Here is an 18848-nt window from a genome sequence, read left to right on the forward strand (position 1 = left end):
ATTTTAAGTTGTTACTATCTGGCGTAGCGTGGCAAAAGTTTAAACTTTTGGCATTATAAAATGTTTAACAGCAACAAAAATTATACAAATTTTGTAACTGCATTTAAAGTCTACTAATTTTGTAGATTAAATTACCAGAACTATATGAATCAATTATTCCGAAAACTGCTTGTTATTACCCTGTTGTTATTTAGTGTTGGCCTTTACGCACAAACAAAAACCATTAGCGGAACCATAACCGATGCTAATGGCAGCGCTGTTGATGGCGCTACCATAAAATCACTGCCTTCGGGCACCTCTACCATTAGCGGTAGCGGTGGAAAATTCTCATTAACGGTGCCCCAAGCGGATGCAAAATTGCAAATCACTGCCCTAAATTTCCAGGTTTACGAAAGCAACCTGTCAGAACGGTCTGCATTCAGCGTTGTGCTTGTTTCTTCCAGCGCCAGTTTGCAGGAGGTGGTGCTTGTAGGTACGCGTTCCTCCGGCAGAACACGGCTAAATACACCAGTGCCGGTGGATGTTTTTAATATTGGTGCGCTACAGTTAAATACCGCGCAAAACGATGTTAACCAGCTACTGCAATATGCTTCGCCATCCTTTAACAGTAACAGGCAATCATCCTCTGACGGTACAGAACATATTGACCCGGCGAGTATCCGGGGCCTAGGTCCAGACCAGGTGCTGGTGCTTATCAATGGCAAACGCAGGCATACCACTTCGCTGGTCAATAATCAGGGTACCATCGGTAACGGATCAGTCGGTACAGATCTTAATGCCATTCCGGCTTCGGCCATAGAACGTATCGAAGTACTGCGGGACGGCGCTGCCGCACAATATGGCTCTGATGCCATTGCCGGCGTAATAAATGTTGTGCTTAAAAAAAATACAAATAAGTTATTCGCCTCTGTAACAGGGGGTGCAACTTCTGAGGGAGATGGCGGCTTGGGCCAGCTTAACCTCAACTACGGCACATCTCTTGGCCGCCACGGCGGCTACCTTAACGTTACCGCCGAAGCATTTAACCGTGGCAAAACCAGCCGTTCGCAGAACCATAACCTCATTATTTTCGACCAGTCTTCGCTGGATAATTATTTTGCTTACGATTTTACCAGTGATCCCGCTGCATCCCGTAAGTATGATGATGACCAGTTGGCCCAAAAAGATTTGAAGAGGGATGATTTTAATTTCCAGGTGGGCAACGCCCACATAAAAAACATTGCTGCATTTATCAATTTGTCATTGCCTTTCAAGAGCGGGAAAGGAGAATTTTATGCTTTTGGCGGCTACAATTACCGTCGGGGAGAAGGGTTTGGTTTCCGCAGGCTGCCCAGCGACTATTCCGTTAATGTGTATAGTATTTTCCCTAACGGATTTCAACCCAATACAGGTTCTGATATTCATGACCGTTCTCTCGTTGCCGGTATTAAATTCAGGGCAGGCGAATGGAATGGCGATTTCAGCAATACCATCGGAAATAACCGGTTTGATTTTTCGGTAAACAATACTGTTAATGCGTCGCTGGAAAGTGCTTCTCCTACAAGCTTTAAGGCAGGTGGGCATGAATTTTTGCAAAACACCACCAACCTGGATTTCAGTAGGTTATTTAAAGGCATCGGCTCGGGACTCAGCCTTGCGTTTGGCGCCGAGTTCAGGGTAGATGATTACCGCATCCGTTCCGGCGAAGAAGCCTCATGGAAAAACTATGCGTTGGTTACCAATCCTGATGGAACTGTTTCAAATCCATCAGGCCTGGCAGGTGGTTCACAATCTTTTCCTGGTTTTTCGCCTGATAACGCGGTACACAAAAGCCGTAACAATTTTAGTCTTTATGCCGATGCGGAACTGGATGTAACAGCCAAATGGCTTATCGGCGGCGCCACCCGTTTTGAACGCTATAGCGATTTTGGCTCAACCCTAAATGGTAAACTTACAACGCGTTATAAGGTAACCAATGGTTTTGCCGTTCGCGGCGCCATCAGCACCGGCTTTAGGGCGCCCTCCCTGCACCAGCAATCTTTCAGTTATATCAGTACCAACATTTTACCCGATAACAGGCTGGGGCAGGCCGGTTTTTTCCCCAGTAACAGTGCGCTTGCTAAAGCATTGGGTATCCCTCAGCTAAAGCAGGAAACGTCGCTGAATTATAGCTTGGGTATTACTGCAACACCCGTTAAAAATCTAACCATTTCCGTGGATGGCTATCTCATTAATATCAAAGACAGGATTGTTCTTACCGGTAGTTTTGGGTACGATCCATTCGGCGATCCCGTACAGGAAATACAGGATATACTTAACCCGCTTGGGGCAAGCTCTGCCAGGTTTTTCAGTAACGCGGTGGATACACGTACCATCGGGTTAGACCTTGTTGCCGATTACAGCATCAGATCGGGCAACCACAGTTTCAATGTGTCACTCGGCATTAACATCAATAAGAATTCCATTACTGCATCCCATGTGCCGGGCCAGCTTAAAGGGCAGGAACAAATTTTCTTTTCGCCGGCCGATAGTTCCCTGATTGTAGAAGGTACCCCCCGCAGTAAGGCCAACCTTTCTCTAACGTATGGGTTTAAAAAATTCAGCGTTACCCTGCGTAACGTATATTTTGGCCAGGTTACCCGCAACGGATTTCCTTTTGGCGATATACAAAAACACAAGGGAAAGATTGTTACCGACCTTTCTTTGGGTTACAAAATTTTAAACAACGTAACACTTACCGTTGGCGCCAACAACTTGTTCAATGTATTTCCCGATGAGCAGATTTACGCCAACAGCTATTTCGGCGTCTTTAAATATGCGCCTGTGCAAATGGGTATGGATGGGGCTTTTTATTTTGGCCGGCTAACCTTTAACCTGCCAACTGCAAAGTAGCTGCAGGGTTATCACAAAATTTCAAAAATGCCCGGTGTAAAAGCCGGGCATTTTTACGCCCGGTATAAACCGGTTAACGTATTAAACGTGAGTTTGGGATCTTTTATATTAATATTCAGCTATATACAAATAAAAATCAGGCAGAATCATTCATTTTAACTGCATCATAAAGTTTAGTGTGCCTTGTAGAAGAATATTCTACTGCTGAAATCACAGTAGTACAAAAGTTTAATCAGGGCGAAGGGAAGAAACGTGCTGTACATCGTTTCTTCCTTGACTTTTTTTGTTACTTTTTTGTGTCAAGACAAAAAAGTAAATAAGGGTTTTGAATACAGGCATGTGCGACACCCAAAACTCACGTTATTAAAGCATTTGGGGCTTTCAGCTTCACATCCATCGCCATACTGCAGTTCCGGCTATCCGCTGCAAACCCTGCGCCCGAACCTTCAGCGGGGTTTCCGCTTCTATCCGGCAGCCCAATGCCATTAAGTTAAGCTCTGAATGTCAGGTTGAGCTTGTCGAAACCGGGTTATGCAAGTTTCTTTTTCACGAATCCGCCTTCGACAAGCTCAGGCTGACAACCTTAACTTAATGACATTGTCCGGCAGCCAGTCAGCAGCATTAATTCTTTTCAGCTTGCCCGCAGTATAAACCAGGCACCGGTGCTTGCCGGTGGTGTTTTGCAACTGCAGCCTATCACAAATGCGGCCTGCTGTTACACCGGTAGCGCATGCTTAACGTTTTTTAAGCATCGTTTGTAGTACGCTCAACTTCAATTCTTAATTGGTGTGTATTAAAAACCCGTGAGTAAGGTTCTACGCTTTTGGTAAGAAAAACACTGCCGCCAATAATACTGTTGCGGCCAATAACCGTTTTGCCGCCCAGTATAGTAGTGCGTGCATAAATAATCACATTGTCTTCAACTGTTGGGTGCCGCTTTACCTCGGCCAGTTCTTTGGAAACCTGTAATGCCCCCAATGTAACTCCCTGGTATATGGATACATTGTTTCCAATTATGGCGGTGGCGCCTATAACAATGCCGGTGCTGTGGTCTATCATAAAGGGTACGCCTATTTTGGCCCCGGGATGGATATCTGTGCCGGTATTGCGGTGTGCGAATTCGCTTAAAATCCTCGGCAAAACAGGAACATGCAGTTTTACAAGTTCATGTGCTATCCGGTACACGGTTATTGCATAAAAACCGGGATAGGAAACAATCACTTCGTAAATGCTGGAAGCTGCCGGGTCAAACTCATATATTTTTACCGCATCAAGCCGCAGGTTGTTGTAGATAGATTCAAGTTTGTTGTAAAACGCATTCACCACAGCGTCAATATCCAGTTCATTGGTATTAACATAGCTCAATAGCAAATTCTCCAGGTCAATTTGGTTCTTTTTAAGAATGCCGTGATAAGAGGATTGCTTGGGCAGGTGGTTGCTGGGAAAAAGAAATTGTACAAGGTCCGTGAGCCATGCAATCGCGTCATGTGTGGATGGGGTAGCTTCCCACTCCGCGTTGTGTGTCTTGCGCAGCAAATCAATCAGGCTGTTATTATTTTTTTGCATCTTGTTACAGGTTACATTTTACTATTCATCAGCAATAAACTAACGATCCAAAATCATTGCGGGCAGTATTGTTTTGTTTAGGCGATAATATTTTTCAGGGGGTGTCCCCAAGCTATCGCAAGGGGCCGGGCTTTCCGCTATTACTCCGGCACAGGGCTCCGCTGCCAGGGCCCTCACCGGGGTAACCGCTGCAATCCCTCACCCAAGGTGTAACCTGTTGCTGCTGTTGCAGGCAGGTTCATCAATAATCACTCTTGCGTAATACCCCGGGTTGCGTTTATTGTGCCGCTGCATTTGCTAACTGTGCTTAAACTGGCTGAACAAATTATCAAAAGCAACCACCACCCACAGCACATGCGCATTATCGAAATCTTTGCCGTTTATTCTTTGCTGCCGTATATTAAGATAGCTTACCGTAGTTTTTATATTCTTTATCACCTCGTAGGATACCCCGGCGTAAATCCTGTTCTGGTCAAATATGTTTGCATTAGCCTTTACCGCTTTGCCAAACTGTATAAACACTTCGTCCCCCAGTATAAACGATACTGGTTTTGTTTTGGATAAAAGGTTTAGTACAGGCTTTTCCAATTTCGCCTGGTACCGTATGCGCCAGTTGGGCTGGTAAATGCCTTTGTTGCTAAGGTCCCGGGTACGGTATTCCACGGAGTACCTGTTCGAGTAATTTAGCCATTTGAATTTTTGCTCCTGTTCAAGCCTTACCGTCCAGCGGAATTCTTTAACGCCGGGTAAATCAGCATCCTGCGGCGAGGTAAAGAAAATGTTGGAATCAAAATAACCCAAAGGCGATACCGACAGCTTAAGGCTTTTGGAAAAGCTATAGTTTAGCCATGTCCAGGCGCTAAAAAAATGCGGCCCGCCAAATGGACTTTTTTCGCCCGGTATGTTTTGTGTACGTTTTTGCAGGTATACTTCCCATTTTAGCTTGTCTGTAATCCTGTCTGCCAATACGGCCCGTCCCCAAAAAACACGGTGGTTATAAGTTGTCTGGGCATTACCATGCAGGGTTACACAAAACAGCATAACTGCAATTAAACATTTAAGACATCGTGGTTGCTTAAGCTTTAGCTTGCTAAAAAGAAACATCATCCAATCTGCTTATGAAGGCGATAGCCCCGGGTTAATTAAACCAAGGGCCATCAGCTTATTTATAGTAAAAAAGTATCAGTTATTTCACTGAGTAACGTAAAGTAATGCCATAGGTTCGCGGGTCGCCCAATACACCGGCGTAATGACCTGCATTGCCTGCGGCCGGTAAAAGTTGTTCAAAGTAATCTTTATCCAAAACGTTCCGGGCCCATACAAACAAAGACAATCCTGCCGCAGCCTTAAATCCAAGCCTGGGGTTAAGCAAAAAGTATCCATCAATATTCAGGAATTTAGAAGGCGATGCGCTGGATGAGAACGAAGAACGGAAGTAACTATCCAGGGCAAAAAAGAAGTTGGCGTTCTCATCAAACACTTTTGCACGTGCAAATACTACTTCACCGCCAAAAGAGCCTGCCCATTTGGAAATGCCCGGCAGTTTGCCTTTGGCAACATCTTTAAATGAGGTAGGTGCGCCTGTTTCTTCCAGTGGTACCGGCGCATTAGGGAAAGAAATGTATTTACCATCTGTATAGGCCAGCGCGCCATAAAGTGAAAGGTTTTTGCTGGTTCTTATGCTGGCATCCAGTTCCACGCCTATTACGCGAACTTTATCCGCATTGGCCAGGTAACCGCGGTTAACACCCACCTCAGCGGTTTGTACCTGGGTTTGATAATCCTTTATGTCAGTATGGTGAAATACTAGGTTTAAGGTGGCATTTTTAACAGGGGTGGTTTTGATGCCCGCTTCAAAATGCGTAACATATTCCGGTTTAATACGGGCAAGGTCAAGCAACACTTGTCCATTGGCCGTAGGCAGGCCGCCCAGGTTTACACCTACAGGTTTGTAACTGGTTGAAAAAGTGGCGAAAGTATTAATGCCTTTGGCGGCTTTAAAGGCCACCGTTAACTGGCCTGAGAAATTGCTTTCATTAACATCTATGTTAAAAGCCTGGTTGGTATAAACCGCGTTTTTTAGCGCAATCAATGCAGGGTCTGTTGTTTGCAGCCCGCCGTAAGTTTTGCGGTCGTAATCCACTTCTTTTTTATCGTAATTGTACCTTACGCCAGGTAATACATGCAGCCTGTCGGTAATGGCCCAGTCAAGCTGCCCAAATACAGCTCCGCCAAAAGTTTTTAAGCGGGATTTGGTTTTAATGCCAAATCCTTCAAACAATCCCGGCGTCTTCCATAATTCGCTGGTGGAGCTTTGCGAAAAACGCCATTGTGCATCACCTGATTCTTCAATATGTTCAGGGTCGGTTTTTAAGTCCTGGCTAATGGCAAAAACGCCAATTACACCGCTAAGGCGTGACGACAAATCGCCTGCATACCGCACTTCCTGTGTTAGCTGCTTGTGTTTGGAAGTAGCTTGAGAAAGGCTTAATACAGAAAGGCCGGTAAAATCGCGGTCGTTGCTGGGGTCCCAGTTCCAGTAGCGCCAGGCGGTAGTAGAGGTAAGTGTGCCCCCGCCAATTTTGGCATCAACATTTAGCGATATACCGCCCAGGTCGTTGCCAGAACGCCAGGGGGTGTTGTGATCAACCAGCCTGTCGAATGGGTTTTGGCTGGGCAGCTTGTAATTAAGGTCTGCAATAATCTGGTTAAACTGCCTGTAAGCGGCACGCTGGGTGGTAACCACGCCAGCCACAACCTGCGCATAGCCTTCGGGCCGCTGGCGGGATGCATCCCCAGTAAGCGTAATCTTAACCTTATCGCTGGGGGTGTAAAGCAGTTGGCCGCGGAAGCCCAGGTTATTCAGGTCGTTAATGCGTTTTTGCTGTACCACGTGGTACAGTACGCCATCTCTTTGCGTACCTGAAAAAGAAAGCCTGCCTGCCAGTTTTTTGCCCAGCGGGCCGGTAACTGCGGCTTTAGCCTGTATATATCCCAGGTTGCCGTAGCTTAACTCAAAAGTAGCGCCGGGTTTAAAGCTGGGTGCGCTGGTGGTTATGTTGAAGGCGCCGGCGGTAGTGTTTTTGCCAAACAGTGTCCCCTGTGGGCCACGCAGCACTTCAATGCGTTCAACGTCAATAAAGTCAAGTGTGGTTGCGGCAGGGCGGGCATAATACACACCGTCCACATAAAAGCCTACGCCGGGGTCTATACCATCGTTAGTAAGGCCGAAAGTTGACCCCAGGCCCCTGATGTTCAGCGTTGTATTGCGGGGATTGGAGGAATAGAGCTGTACAGTTGGTACCAGCTCTTTAAGGCGGTTTACATTAAAAGCGCCTGCATCCGCAACTTGTGAGCCGCCAACAACCGAAATAGGGATAGGTACATCCTGCGCTGTTTCCTGGCGTCGGCGGGATGTAATTACCAGCTCCAGCAACTGGTCTTCCGCCGTAAGCTTTACAACAAGCGGGGCATTGGCTGCCTGCGTTATTGCCAGTTCGTACGGTATAAAGCCTACGGAGCTTATCCTTAATGTAAAGGGAGGTTTTTTGCGGGCGGTGATGCTGAAGTTACCGTTAGCATCCGCTATGGCGAATGCGCCCGTACCCTTAATGTTTACTGATGCGCCGGGCAGGGGCTTACCAAGGCTATCCTGTACAGAACCGGAAATCACATCCTGTGAAAACGAGGAAGAGGCCCACAAAAGAAAAGAAGCAATGAAGAGTAACGATTTTGTCATGTCTGTCAGTTTTGATGTCTGATACGGCTGTTAAATTAGCCCGGATAATCACTAAATCCTATAAATCCGATAGGCAAATATAGGTAGGTCAGCTATTAATCTATTAAATTAGTAGGGAATAAATTTTAGAATTTCTATTGTGTTATAGTAAGGCGTTGAAAATGAAATGATTGCCAGCATTAATAAATTATGCGATGAATAAAATATCGTTGGGGAAGTAGTATTTTTTGACGGGTTACCTGTTATTTCAACGCAGCCTGTTGCATAACGGCACCTTTATAAGTAAACGCCTGAAGAAACAGCAGGTGGCACTATCGGGTGAGGGATTGAAGCGGCTACCCCGCTGAAGCAACCCCCTCCAACTCCCCCTAAAGGTGGTTAGCGCTTCTTTGCGGCGGAGTAATAGCACAAGCGGGGAAAAGCAACTGAATGTTGCTTTGACGAAGGTTGCGAACGCAGTTCTGCCCGACCCCTTGCGATAGCTTTGGGGCACCCTAACTACCTCCTAATGTAAAATACTTAGGCTGGCGAATGTGTGGCCGGGCTAAGCTTTATGCCGGTTAGCCGAAAATGTTAATTAAATTAAACCTTTTAATCCTACAGATTTGGCAGGGCCAATGTACATTGGCGGCGATATTAATGGCGGCATCATTGATATAGGCCAGTTGTTTACAAGGCCGGCATTGCGGTTGTCTCCTTACAAAACCTCTCAAAAGGGAATGTACATTTGCTCTTCTTCAACACCACCGGGTGGTGGTGTACATGGCATGTGCGGTTACCATGCTGCAAAAAAAGCATTGAAAGAAATTTTTAAGATAAACATCAGCAATACATAAACTTTACCATAAAACCATTGTTCATGGCACAGCAAAACCTAATGGAATTAGAAGAAAACCGTATAGAAGAAAACAATAATTCAGTTGCAGGCAAAAGTTTTTTTGGTACACTTACAGAAGACTGGTGGGCGGTGCTTATTGCCTCCGCTATTATCGCAGGCGTGCTGGCCATAGCAGGTTGGGCAGAAGGCTTTAAGTTTACCGCGCCTGTTTATCGCTGGGATAATGCGGCTGAATTAACAGGTAAAGTGTTATCAGGCGGTAACCTGCTGCTTATAGCAGCTATAGGGGTGCTTTTTGCAGTGCTTTCGTCTGTGGCCATTGCACTTTCCGGCGGCAATGTAAAAAAGTACCTGGCGGGGTTCTCTGTTGTATTTATTTTGGGCGTTGTGTCGTTGATTATAGCGGGTAACAAAGTGATTAACTATTACGGTATAGAATATGTGGTGTTCGCTTTGATAGCCGGGCTGCTGATTGGTAATTTAACCACCGTTCCGGAATGGTTAAAAACAGCCGCCAGGTCTGAATTCTTTATAAAAACCGGGCTTGTTATACTGGGCACCAGCATATTGTTCACTGATATTGTGAAGGCAGGCCTGCCCGGCATATTGCAATCTGTATTGGTGGTGGCGGCTGTATGGTTTTTTGCGTTATGGCTTAGCCGCAAGCTGAAGGTGGATGATGAGTTTGGGGTAATACTCGCATCAGCGGTGGCAATATGCGGTGTGTCCGCGGCCATTGTAGCCAGCGGCGCTATTAAAGGTGATAAAAGAAAGCTTTCTTACATTACTACGCTGGTACTGCTGGTAGCCTTACCCATGATGATTTTACAACCCTGGCTGATAAAGGAACTGAACATACCTGAAATTGTGGGCGGCGCATGGCTGGGTGGAACGCTGGATACTACAGCGTCTGTAACCGCTGCCGCTGCATTGGTAGGCCCGGAGGCGTTAAAGGCCGGCGTTATCATCAAGTTTTCGCAGAATGTACTGATTGGCATAGCCGCATTTTTTATAGCCATCTGGTGGACGTACCGCAAGGGCGCCAATGCGGTAAATGCCAATGGAGAAAAACCCGGCCTTGGTGTTGTGTGGGAGCGTTTTCCAAAATTTGTGCTGGGTTTTATAGCCGCGTCTTTATTGTTTTCTTTTCTTGTTTCCCCGGCTACCACTAAAGAGGTTAGCGGCATACTTAACAGCCTGCGTACGGTATGGTTTGCTTTGGCTTTTGTAGCCATTGGCCTGGAGGCCCGGTTTAAAGACCTTGTGCAAATTGAAGGCGGCCGCCCGGCTCTGGCTTTTATAGGTGCACAGGTATTTAATATTCTCTGGACGTTGCTTTGGGCTTACTTACTTTTTGGAGGTGTTTTGTTTAAGTTCGGCGGGTTGTAGGCCTACTAACATGCCGCCCCCTACGGGGCTTTGGTTGTTCAATGTTCTTTTGTTCAACGTTCAATGTTAGCGGCAATTACACATCATCACCCTAAAAAATCTCAACCACTTACACATCAACAGACCGGCAACCAGCAGCCTTGTAACCGGCAACGGGCTTTCGGGTGAGGGATTGAAGCGGTTACCCCGGTGAAGGTCTTGTGCGTCGGGTCTTGTGCCGGAGTAATAGCGAAAAGCCCGACCCCTTGCGATAGCTTGGGGGCACCCCCTGTAAATTCTTTTATCCTGCGTTATTTTACTACCAGGTTTTCACCCAGTTTTAGTTTGGTATTGGCGGTTATGGTAAGTTTAGAACCATTTGCAAAAGTTACCGCTTTATCTACCAGGCATTCTTTGCCGGCGCCGCTAATTATTCTTACTTCTATACCTGCCGTAACAGGGTTGGGGGGCATGGCATTGTTTTGCCAGTTAGAGGCGGTAAAATAACTGCCATTGCCTGTAAAATAATATACGCTTACAGCTTTGTGCACAAAGTGCCGGATGTTGCTCCACTCCCCAAAACCTTGCTCTGTATTGTTTAGGCCTTTTACCCGCCAGTAATATTTTTTGCCCGCCACCGGCACATTGTAGGTAAAGCTGGTATTGGTAACAATGGTTTCAGTAATGGGTTGGCAAAAATCCTTACAGGTATCTATCTGCAGTTTATACATGGCGCTTCTTAACCCGCCCCACGAAAGTTGTGTTGTAAAAGCGTTGATAATACTGCTGTCAGCAGGTGCGTTCAATGCAGTTTTAGAAGGCAATAGTTTGCGTTGCGGATCTCTTAAGGCATAAGGCACCGCAGGCGGAAAAACAACTTCGTTGTTGTTGAAAAATTCAATGCCCCTTATTGTAACCATTTTAGAAGTGCCCGGCTTAAAATGAAACCTGAACACACTGTCTGTAACCGGGGCAAAAGCAATGTATTCGTCTACGCCGGGCAGGGGCCGCTCCAGCACACGGGTAAAGTTGTTGTTATTGTAACGGTCTATTCTTACACTGTCGGCCTTTTGGTAAATGCCGCTGTGTTGTGTATGCAGGCCTACCTTGTCAAGTGTTACAGTTACGGGAAACTTAATGGTAACCGTTGCCCAGCCCGGCACTTCGCCGGAATGCCACATGTTCTGCTGGTCGTAGGCAAAAGGCATACCCGGGTAACTGAGCTTTATTTCGTTTTGTACCAGGTTGCCCGCGGCTGAGCCATACGTTTCTCCTGATGTAGTGGTAACGGTAATACGGTACGGCGGTTGCCCGGGAATATCCATAATGCCAACCAGCGGTACATGCGGGTATATGTTATAGCCGGCAGGTATGTCTTTGGTTGAGTCAAACTCAAGGTCTGGCAGCGCCAGGTTATTTAGTGAAAGGTTGCGTATGTCTTCCGCTATTAAAATGCCGGGTGTGGGGCTGGGTTCAAAAAAGTTGGTTTGGTGCGTTAGGTTGTACGACATGATGGATGCATTGCTGTTCATATCGTATCCGTAGGAGTCTATATGCGGCAGGCTAAAACCGTGGCCAAGCTCGTGCTGCAGGGTGGATTGAAAGATGGCGGAAAACTTAAGGTCTGCGCCAGACATAATGATAACGCCACCGCCGGAATTGATGCCGCCGTTTAACGTCCGGCCGCCTGCCAGCGGAAAGTTATAGTTGTAGTCTATATAAATTACCAGTATAACATAAGGGCAGTTAAAGCGGGTATAGCCAATATAAGGCAGCAATTCTTCCAGGTAGGCGGCAGCGCCCCTGTCTGGCTGCGCTTTGTAGTAACTGTCTTGTCTTTTGCCAAAGTAGGTAATGGAGCCGGTATCTGCAATGCTGAAGGTAGACCTGTTGCCCAACATTTCCTTAAACCTTTTTTGTGCCCACAGCAGGTGTTGCTGTATCCTGCTTTTTTGGTCGGCAGCATCGGGGAAAGCCACATTTTGCGGAACAAAGAAAACGGGCAGCACCTCAACCCTGCTGGCATTTAAACAGGTGTTTTGGGCAGCCAGCGCATTTACAAAAAACAGGCAGGCAAACAGGTAGCAAAGCTTGTGGTGCATCAGGGTTATTTTAGGTTTATGGGCATAAAAGATAATGCCTGGCGGCCATATAAAAAAGCAGTAACGATTTTTTGGGGACCAGCGACGGAACATTGTTGGGCTTTGGTTGTGTCACTCACTTGTACGTTCGGTTGTTTGTGGGGCTTTATTCTGGCAGTACAGGTGGATGTAAGCGGCTTTGCGGTAATTCTTTAAATCTTGCAATTTCGGGGGAAAATTTTAGTCGTATCCCGCTCCGGTAAACCAATCATATCCTTCGATTTTTTTGTACTCCGGAGGCACGGAATTTAAACGTTTTAATATCCGGTAATGGCCGCCATAATTTACATCAGTTGAAATTATGAATTTGCCAGTTTTAACACCCTTGTCATCTTTTTCATAAGACACATATTCCAGTGTATCAATTGTTTCCTTATTCCATTTGTATTTGTACATTTCTGTTTGGCCAGGGTGTCCATAGCAAACACCTCTGATTATTTTTTCAATTGGCGAGAAAGTAGGGTTTATAAATTCGAAACTGCTTGAGAAACTTGTTTTGTTTGTCCGCAATAAGTAAACATCACTAAATGCTTTTAAGCAACATCCGTTACTTCCATACCAATTGACAACGAAATCTTTTAATCCGTCTCCGTTGATATCTCTTGTGGTATCGTTTACATATGTCATCGCCCATTGTTGATGGGATACTACTTTTGTAAACTGCTTATTACTCTTTGAAAAAATGTCAATATAGGTATTGGCTGATTCGTTTCTGCGAATTATCAGATGAGGGTTGGTTTCTGTAAAGTGATAAGCCAGATTTATCTCAACCTTTACAGCGCCTAATTTGTCAGGAAAAATCTCATAAGAATTATAAAATTTGTTTTTGTCAATGTTTTGCACAGCTATTTTTAAGGCATCTGATAAAATTTTTTCAAGCCTTAAACTATCTAACTTTTCTTGTTCTTGAACTATCATTCTTTGTTTTGTATATTCTTGTTCTTTTTGGTAATCATTGGCTTTTGATGTGTCGCTTAGGACTTTTAGAGAACTCTTTTTATGGCCTGACTGTCTGCACCCAAAAAGTAAAAAAATTAGCATGGCCATCAATATGTGTGTTATTGTTTTCATGCGGTACCCTCGTTAGTTAAAATCTTTGTTTATTCTATAGTTTGCTGTTATTTTTTGGCTGAATCTTAAGTTACGCTACAAAAAGTTGGAAGCAATTATTAGCCGTCCGCTCTACAATATCATGTGATATCAAGAGTCCTTCCTTTGGGAGTGCCGGGTTAAATTTTCTCCTTTTCGCTCTTTTAAAGTATCTAAACTGTCGTAATAATGAAGCCCGGCAAGGCCTGTTCCTTTAGGTGCCATATATTGCTCTGAAATCAGGTACCCGTTGTCAAGTTCAAAGAACCCTTTTTCAGTTCTGTCGCTTTCCCATAGGTAGTTTACTATAGTTCGGTTAATGATATATTTTAGTTTGTTTTCGTGATACTCTACTTTGTAGGGCTTGTATTCTTTTATTGGCGGATCGTAATCAAACAATATTTTTTTCAAGCGGTTAAAAACATTTTTCTTTCGCTTTTTATATGCCTTTGCTACTTCAGCAATTGTTTTGCCCTCTTTATTTACAAAATAATGTGGAATATCTGCAAGGTTTTCAAATATAGTTTTTGCTTCAGGGGTTGGCTCTACTACTAAAGCATCAATGGCATCGCCATAAGGAATGTCAATATAAAGTTTATGGTCTAGTTCAATAAAACATTCTGCAGTGTCAAGCCATCCATCCTCCTCCCCATATTTGCAGCGTATGTCGGTTATTGTTTTGCCAATAATATCTTCAATCATTATCGCTTTGTCTGGCATAGAGTAAAGGTCTTTTAAGGTGGGTATCATATTTGGGTATTTTCGAAAGTGAAGTTTTAATGGTTTTATCTGTTACGGGGATAAATTATCAGCGTTAAAAATTGAAATTAAGCACTAAATCCGAAGTTTGAGTTATAAGCAATAATCCAATCTCTGAACCTGCAACATCTTATTTCAAAAATGGATATTCCGGGTTTCGATATTTAATGCGTTATCACTTGATGTAGAGTATAAAAGCAAAAAACTTCGTGTATGTGCAGGAGAGAAGCAAAAAACATATCCTATCCTGCGGGCAAAGCCGCATAGCGAATACAACCGCACAAGAGTGCGACGCAACGGCAGCTAAATTCATGTCCTTCTGCCGGGCTCATAATCATTTTTCTTGGGGTTGTGAATTTATGATAGCCCCCCCTATACTAAAAAAACTGGTATTGGGGCACCTTAAAAAAACCTTAGTACAAAGTTTAAACAGAAAAAGCTACCAATAATTTACCTAAATTATGGCATTGTAATTACGTACCCAGCCTGTAATGGGCAACAATAATGTAAACGTTCAGTATGAAAACGGTTTCAGATAGCCACAGCGCTAACCGTATACATGCGCTTATTGAACACCAGGAGGCGTTTGCCGTTTTTACCACCAATGAAAACGGCGTAATACAAAGCTGGAATAAAGGGGCGCAAAACCTATACCGTTATACCAGTGAAGAGGTATGTGGTAAAGCTTTGCCCGAAACAATAAGGCCCCTGCTGTCCCCACTTCAGCAATCTGCAAAACATGCCCTTCTTTACAAACAGGGATACTGGGTGGGAGAAGCCGTGCACCACGATAAAAACGGCCATGCATTAACTGTAACAGAATCGGTATCGCTGGCTACTGGCAGAGGCGCTGACGAGTTGCTGTATATATGCAGCCTTGTGCAACCGGAAAAAAACCACAATGAAAATTCTTCTTTTGACGGGCTGGCGGAAAGTGTAACAGACGCGGTTTTTTTAACCGATGAAGATTACTGTGTGCAAACCTGGAACAAGGGCGCCGAAAACCTTTACGGCTACAGCCTGCATGAAGTGAAGGGCCGAAAATTCAGGGAAGTGGTAAGGCCACTAACCAGCGAGGAAAATTTCAGGCAGATGGATGAGAGTATTGCAAGGCAGCAATACTGGAGCGGCGAGGTGGTGCACCGCAAAAAAGATGGCGCCATTGTACAGGTGGCCGTATCGTTTAGCCTGAAAAAGAAACGGGATGGCCAGCCCGGCGGTTACTATTTTATCTGCAGGGATGTAAGCCTGTTCAGGCATAACGAACAGTCTGTAATACAACTGGGCAAAATGATAGAAACCACCAACGATGCCGTGTACTCCCTGGATGGCGCTTTAAAAGTGTTAACCTGGAACAGGGCCGCGGAAAAAATGTTTGGTTATACTGCTGCTGAAGTTATTAATCATGCTGCCGAAAAAACACTGCGCCCGGTACTGACTGAAGAAGAACGGGCGGTAATTACAGAAGAACTGGCCACCCGGGATTACTGGTACGGCGAAATTATTCACCTGCGCAAGAACGGATCTTTACTCTATGGAATGCTTTCCGTATCCGTAACACGTAATGCTGCCGGCAATGTGGAAAAGTACATCTGTATTTGCCAGGATATTACTGAACGTAAAGAACATGAGGAAAGTATGAAAAAAATGCAGGCCGCAATAGCAAGGTTAACCCAGGAACGGCTGGAGGAAAGCCTGAAGCAAATATCGGATTATAAGTTTGCCCTTGATGAGTCATCGCTTATTATTATCGCAGATGATAATGGCAACATCATTCATGTAAACGAAAACTTTTGCCTTGTATCAAAATTTACATCCGCAGACCTTACGGGCAAAAGCTTTACGGCGCTTAAAGTGCATCAGAAATACCAACACGTACTGGATGACATTATAACCACACTGCTGTCTGGTAAAGTATGGCGGGGCGAGCTTGAACTGATGGCTAAAGATGCAAGCTGGTTTTGGATAGCGGCTACCATTGTGCCTTTTTTAAATGCGCAGGGCCAGCCGGAGCAATACACGGCTATATGTATAGATATAAAGGAAAAGAAGGAGGTGGAGGAGCAGATAATGGCATCCCGCAGAAAGTACCAGATGCTTTTTGAAAACAACCCCCTGCCTATGTTTATGCTAACCATGCCGGAGCGTAATATAGCCGAAGTAAACAAGGCCGCTATTAACTTGTATGGGTTTTCTAAAGAAGAATTTTCGGGCAAGCGGTTAAGGGATATGTGGCCGGTAAACGCGGTGAAGGAATATGCGGCGGAAGCCGATAAATCCTGGGCCGACATGCTTTTTGCCGGGTTGCACCGCCACATTAAAAAAGATGGGGGCGTGCTGAACGTGGAAATTTACGGGCAGGATTTTGTGTATGAAGATAAGCCCATAAGGCTGGTACTGGTAAATGAGGTAACGGAACGTATTAAAGCCGAAGAAGAGTTAAAGGAGTCTCATGAAGAGTTGCGCCGCCTGGCTTTCTATCTTCAAAACATAAGGGAGGAAGAACGCTCTGCCATGGCCAGGGAAATACACGATGAACTGGGCCAGCAGATAACCGGCCTTAAGATGGATGTATCTTGGGTATCCAAAAAAATGCAGCACGAAGATGAAGGCATCAGGCTAAAGCTGAAAGACATCCTGCGCATGCTGGATGATACGGTTAAAATTGTGCGGAAAATATCGGCCGACCTGCGCCCGGGCATATTAGACGACCTTGGCCTGTGCGAAGCACTGGAATGGTACAGCAGCGAATTTGAAAAACGTTATGGTATAAAAACGCAGTTTGCCGGCCAGGTTGACGCGGTTATACCCAAACCTGTTACCACTGCATTGTTCAGAATTTACCAGGAGTCGCTAACCAATGTAGCCATGCATGCCAACGCGGCTGAAGTGGAGGCTTCTTTACATGTTGAAAATAATAAGCTGGTACTGGTTATAAAAGACAATGGCCGTGGCTTTGATAACGGCGCCGCTCACGACAGTAACAGCCTGGGCCTGCTGGGCATGAAAGAACGCACCCACAGCCTCGGGGGCTTTTACGATATTAAAAGTAAACCCGGCGAGGGCACCAGCGTTTACGTAACGGTACCGCTTCAAAAAAAGTAGTTCTATACCTGGGAGCATTTCGCCGGCACCAGAAAAGTACGCCTGATGTTAGATAGTATCCGCTCATTGGCATATTCCGGCTGGCTGCTTACTTTCTTCCATTCGGGATCGTTAATAAAAGTCTTCCAGTTAAGATCATGCGCTTCCATATTGTCAAACGTAAGCATGTAGGTAAGGTTGGGCCTTGCTTCACCAATAACCGTTTCGCCAAAAAAAACAGGGGTAAGCCCCGTGCGTTTAAAAATGCGTATTTCGCCGGCATCATTAAACATTTCAATCTTCTTTTTGCTGTTTACTTCAGACGAGCTTTCGTAACGGCGCAGTTCAAATATGCGGTCTTTTTTTTCCGGCACCTGTATTTGCGGCATTTGTGCAAAAGCTTTTAATAAAGAGCTTTGTATGCGTTCGTAAGCCGGCGCTGTTGCAGGCGCATCAAGGTAGGGCGCTGCCGCGGCAAGGTAGGCGCTATCGGTGGCCAGTTTTTCATCAAGGTGCATATAGTCTTCAACAGTAGTAAAAGGTATTACCGCAAAAAGTTTGGTAAACTCCTGTGCAAGCTGTTCAGTAAACACGCCAATATTGTTTATGCCAAGCCGGTTAAGTGCGGGTATCAATGCCTGTTCAAAATAGTTTTCTGTAAGCTTAAGCTGGGCGTTGTTTTTTAAAGTGTATATGCGCAGCTCATAATATTCCTGCGGGTTATTTTTCTTTTTCATAGATGCAATGCTTTGTGCTGAAGTTATGCCGGCCATGGCGCCGGTAAGTAAGGCAGATTTTACAAATTGGCGTCTCTTCATGTATGGTATCGCTTTAAGGCCTCAAGATAGTGGTTTACATCGTACATCCCATATCATACATCCCATATCGTACATCCCACATCGTACATCCCACATCGTACATCCCACATCGTACATCCCACATCGTACATCCCACATCGTACATCCCACATCGTACATCCCATATCATACATCCCACATCATACATCCCACATCGTACATCCAATATCATACATCCCATATCATACATCCCACATCATACATCTTACATAAAAAAAGTACTTCGTACTTCTTTCTTCGTACTTGGGGGTGCCCCCAAGCTATCGCAAGGGGTCGGGCTTTCCGCTACAAGTCCTCGCCACTCGTTCCTCGTGGCTGTGGGCTTTCCGCTTCAATCCCTCACCCGATGGTGAAACCTCCTGCCTCTTTTGCAGGCAGCTTCATGCCCGGCCACCCTGTGTCAGAAAATAGCTTGAACCCGTTGTGCATAAGCAACTGCAGAATATGTCTTAAATAGTTGGAAACTGCCCTGCACTTATCGTAACTTGTATAGTTAAATCTGCTGTAACTTTCATAAGCATCGGTAACATACCCGC

Annotated in this window: 11 protein-coding genes; 4 read left to right on the forward strand and 7 right to left on the reverse strand. The window is 45.2% G+C overall.

Annotation, left to right across the window (positions count from 1 at the left end):
* Nucleotides 1–144: 144 nt before the first annotated feature.
* A complete protein-coding gene (locus F0364_RS02580; RefSeq protein ID WP_153796186.1) occupies nt 145–2871 on the forward strand; it encodes a TonB-dependent receptor in 2727 nt (908 codons plus the stop codon).
* Nucleotides 2872–3615: 744 nt separating this feature from the next.
* On the opposite strand, the gene F0364_RS02585 is transcribed toward F0364_RS02580, so the two are convergent.
* The 3 genes from F0364_RS02585 to F0364_RS02595 all read right to left on the reverse strand — a co-directional run bounded on the left by F0364_RS02585 (nt 3616) and on the right by F0364_RS02595 (nt 8176).
* Nucleotides 3616–4437: a serine O-acetyltransferase gene (locus F0364_RS02585; protein WP_153796187.1), complete on the reverse strand. Its 822-nt coding sequence runs from the start codon at nt 4435–4437 to the stop codon at nt 3616–3618.
* 297 nt (nt 4438–4734) lie between these two features.
* Nucleotides 4735–5478: a DUF2490 domain-containing protein gene (locus F0364_RS02590; protein WP_207632484.1), complete on the reverse strand. Its 744-nt coding sequence runs from the start codon at nt 5476–5478 to the stop codon at nt 4735–4737.
* Between the two features lie 145 nt (nt 5479–5623).
* The gene (locus tag F0364_RS02595; protein ID WP_153796189.1) at nt 5624–8176 is read right to left on the reverse strand and encodes a TonB-dependent receptor; all 2553 of its coding nucleotides are present in this window, start codon (nt 8174–8176) and stop codon (nt 5624–5626) included.
* A gap of 605 nt (nt 8177–8781) precedes the next feature.
* Here F0364_RS02595 and F0364_RS02600 point away from each other — a divergent pair.
* Complete coding sequence (locus tag F0364_RS02600) at nt 8782–9012, forward strand: hypothetical protein (protein WP_235920995.1); 231 nt, start codon at nt 8782–8784, stop codon at nt 9010–9012.
* 23 nt (nt 9013–9035) lie between these two features.
* Nucleotides 9036–10403: a YeiH family protein gene (locus F0364_RS02605; protein ID WP_153796190.1), complete on the forward strand. Its 1368-nt coding sequence runs from the start codon at nt 9036–9038 to the stop codon at nt 10401–10403.
* Between the two features lie 290 nt (nt 10404–10693).
* Here the strand turns inward: F0364_RS02605 and F0364_RS02610 are convergent, their stop codons facing one another.
* From F0364_RS02610 to F0364_RS02620, 3 genes are all read right to left on the reverse strand, one after another.
* Nucleotides 10694–12484 carry a hypothetical protein gene (locus F0364_RS02610; RefSeq protein WP_153796191.1) on the reverse strand — a complete coding sequence of 597 codons (1791 nt, stop codon included), beginning with the start codon at nt 12482–12484 and terminating at the stop codon, nt 10694–10696.
* A 219-nt stretch (nt 12485–12703) separates the two neighbouring features.
* The gene (locus F0364_RS02615; protein ID WP_153796192.1) at nt 12704–13594 is read right to left on the reverse strand and encodes an XAC2610-related protein; all 891 of its coding nucleotides are present in this window, start codon (nt 13592–13594) and stop codon (nt 12704–12706) included.
* 129 nt (nt 13595–13723) lie between these two features.
* Nucleotides 13724–14362, reverse strand: coding sequence for a hypothetical protein (locus F0364_RS02620; RefSeq protein WP_153796193.1), 639 nt, complete (start codon nt 14360–14362; stop codon nt 13724–13726).
* 528 nt (nt 14363–14890) lie between these two features.
* Between F0364_RS02620 and F0364_RS02625 the strand changes: the two genes are divergently transcribed.
* Nucleotides 14891–17476 carry a PAS domain S-box protein gene (locus F0364_RS02625; RefSeq protein WP_153796194.1) on the forward strand — a complete coding sequence of 862 codons (2586 nt, stop codon included), beginning with the start codon at nt 14891–14893 and terminating at the stop codon, nt 17474–17476.
* Nucleotides 17477–17478: 2 nt separating this feature from the next.
* On the opposite strand, the gene F0364_RS02630 is transcribed toward F0364_RS02625, so the two are convergent.
* Nucleotides 17479–18273, reverse strand: a complete 795-nt coding sequence (locus tag F0364_RS02630; protein WP_153796195.1) for an NIPSNAP family protein — start codon at nt 18271–18273, stop codon at nt 17479–17481.
* Nucleotides 18274–18848 lie beyond the last annotated feature (575 nt).

Origin of the sequence: Foetidibacter luteolus (assembly GCF_009650435.1) — a bacterium.
Taxonomy (GTDB): domain Bacteria; phylum Bacteroidota; class Bacteroidia; order Chitinophagales; family Chitinophagaceae; genus Foetidibacter; species Foetidibacter luteolus.

Excerpts from the sequence above, each read along its gene's own strand:
- F0364_RS02580 (WP_153796186.1), top strand. The coding sequence starts at position 145 with ATGAATCAATTATTCCGAAAACTGCTTGTTATTACCCTGTTGTTATTT.
- F0364_RS02585 (WP_153796187.1), bottom strand. The coding sequence starts at position 4,437 with ATGCAAAAAAATAATAACAGCCTGATTGATTTGCTGCGCAAGACACAC.
- F0364_RS02590 (WP_207632484.1), bottom strand. The coding sequence starts at position 5,478 with ATGCTGTTTTGTGTAACCCTGCATGGTAATGCCCAGACAACTTATAAC.
- F0364_RS02595 (WP_153796189.1), bottom strand. The coding sequence starts at position 8,176 with ATGACAAAATCGTTACTCTTCATTGCTTCTTTTCTTTTGTGGGCCTCT.
- F0364_RS02605 (WP_153796190.1), top strand. The coding sequence starts at position 9,036 with ATGGCACAGCAAAACCTAATGGAATTAGAAGAAAACCGTATAGAAGAA.
- F0364_RS02610 (WP_153796191.1), bottom strand. The coding sequence starts at position 12,484 with ATGCACCACAAGCTTTGCTACCTGTTTGCCTGCCTGTTTTTTGTAAAT.
- F0364_RS02615 (WP_153796192.1), bottom strand. The coding sequence starts at position 13,594 with ATGAAAACAATAACACACATATTGATGGCCATGCTAATTTTTTTACTT.
- F0364_RS02620 (WP_153796193.1), bottom strand. The coding sequence starts at position 14,362 with ATGATACCCACCTTAAAAGACCTTTACTCTATGCCAGACAAAGCGATA.
- F0364_RS02625 (WP_153796194.1), top strand. The coding sequence starts at position 14,891 with ATGAAAACGGTTTCAGATAGCCACAGCGCTAACCGTATACATGCGCTT.
- F0364_RS02630 (WP_153796195.1), bottom strand. The coding sequence starts at position 18,273 with ATGAAGAGACGCCAATTTGTAAAATCTGCCTTACTTACCGGCGCCATG.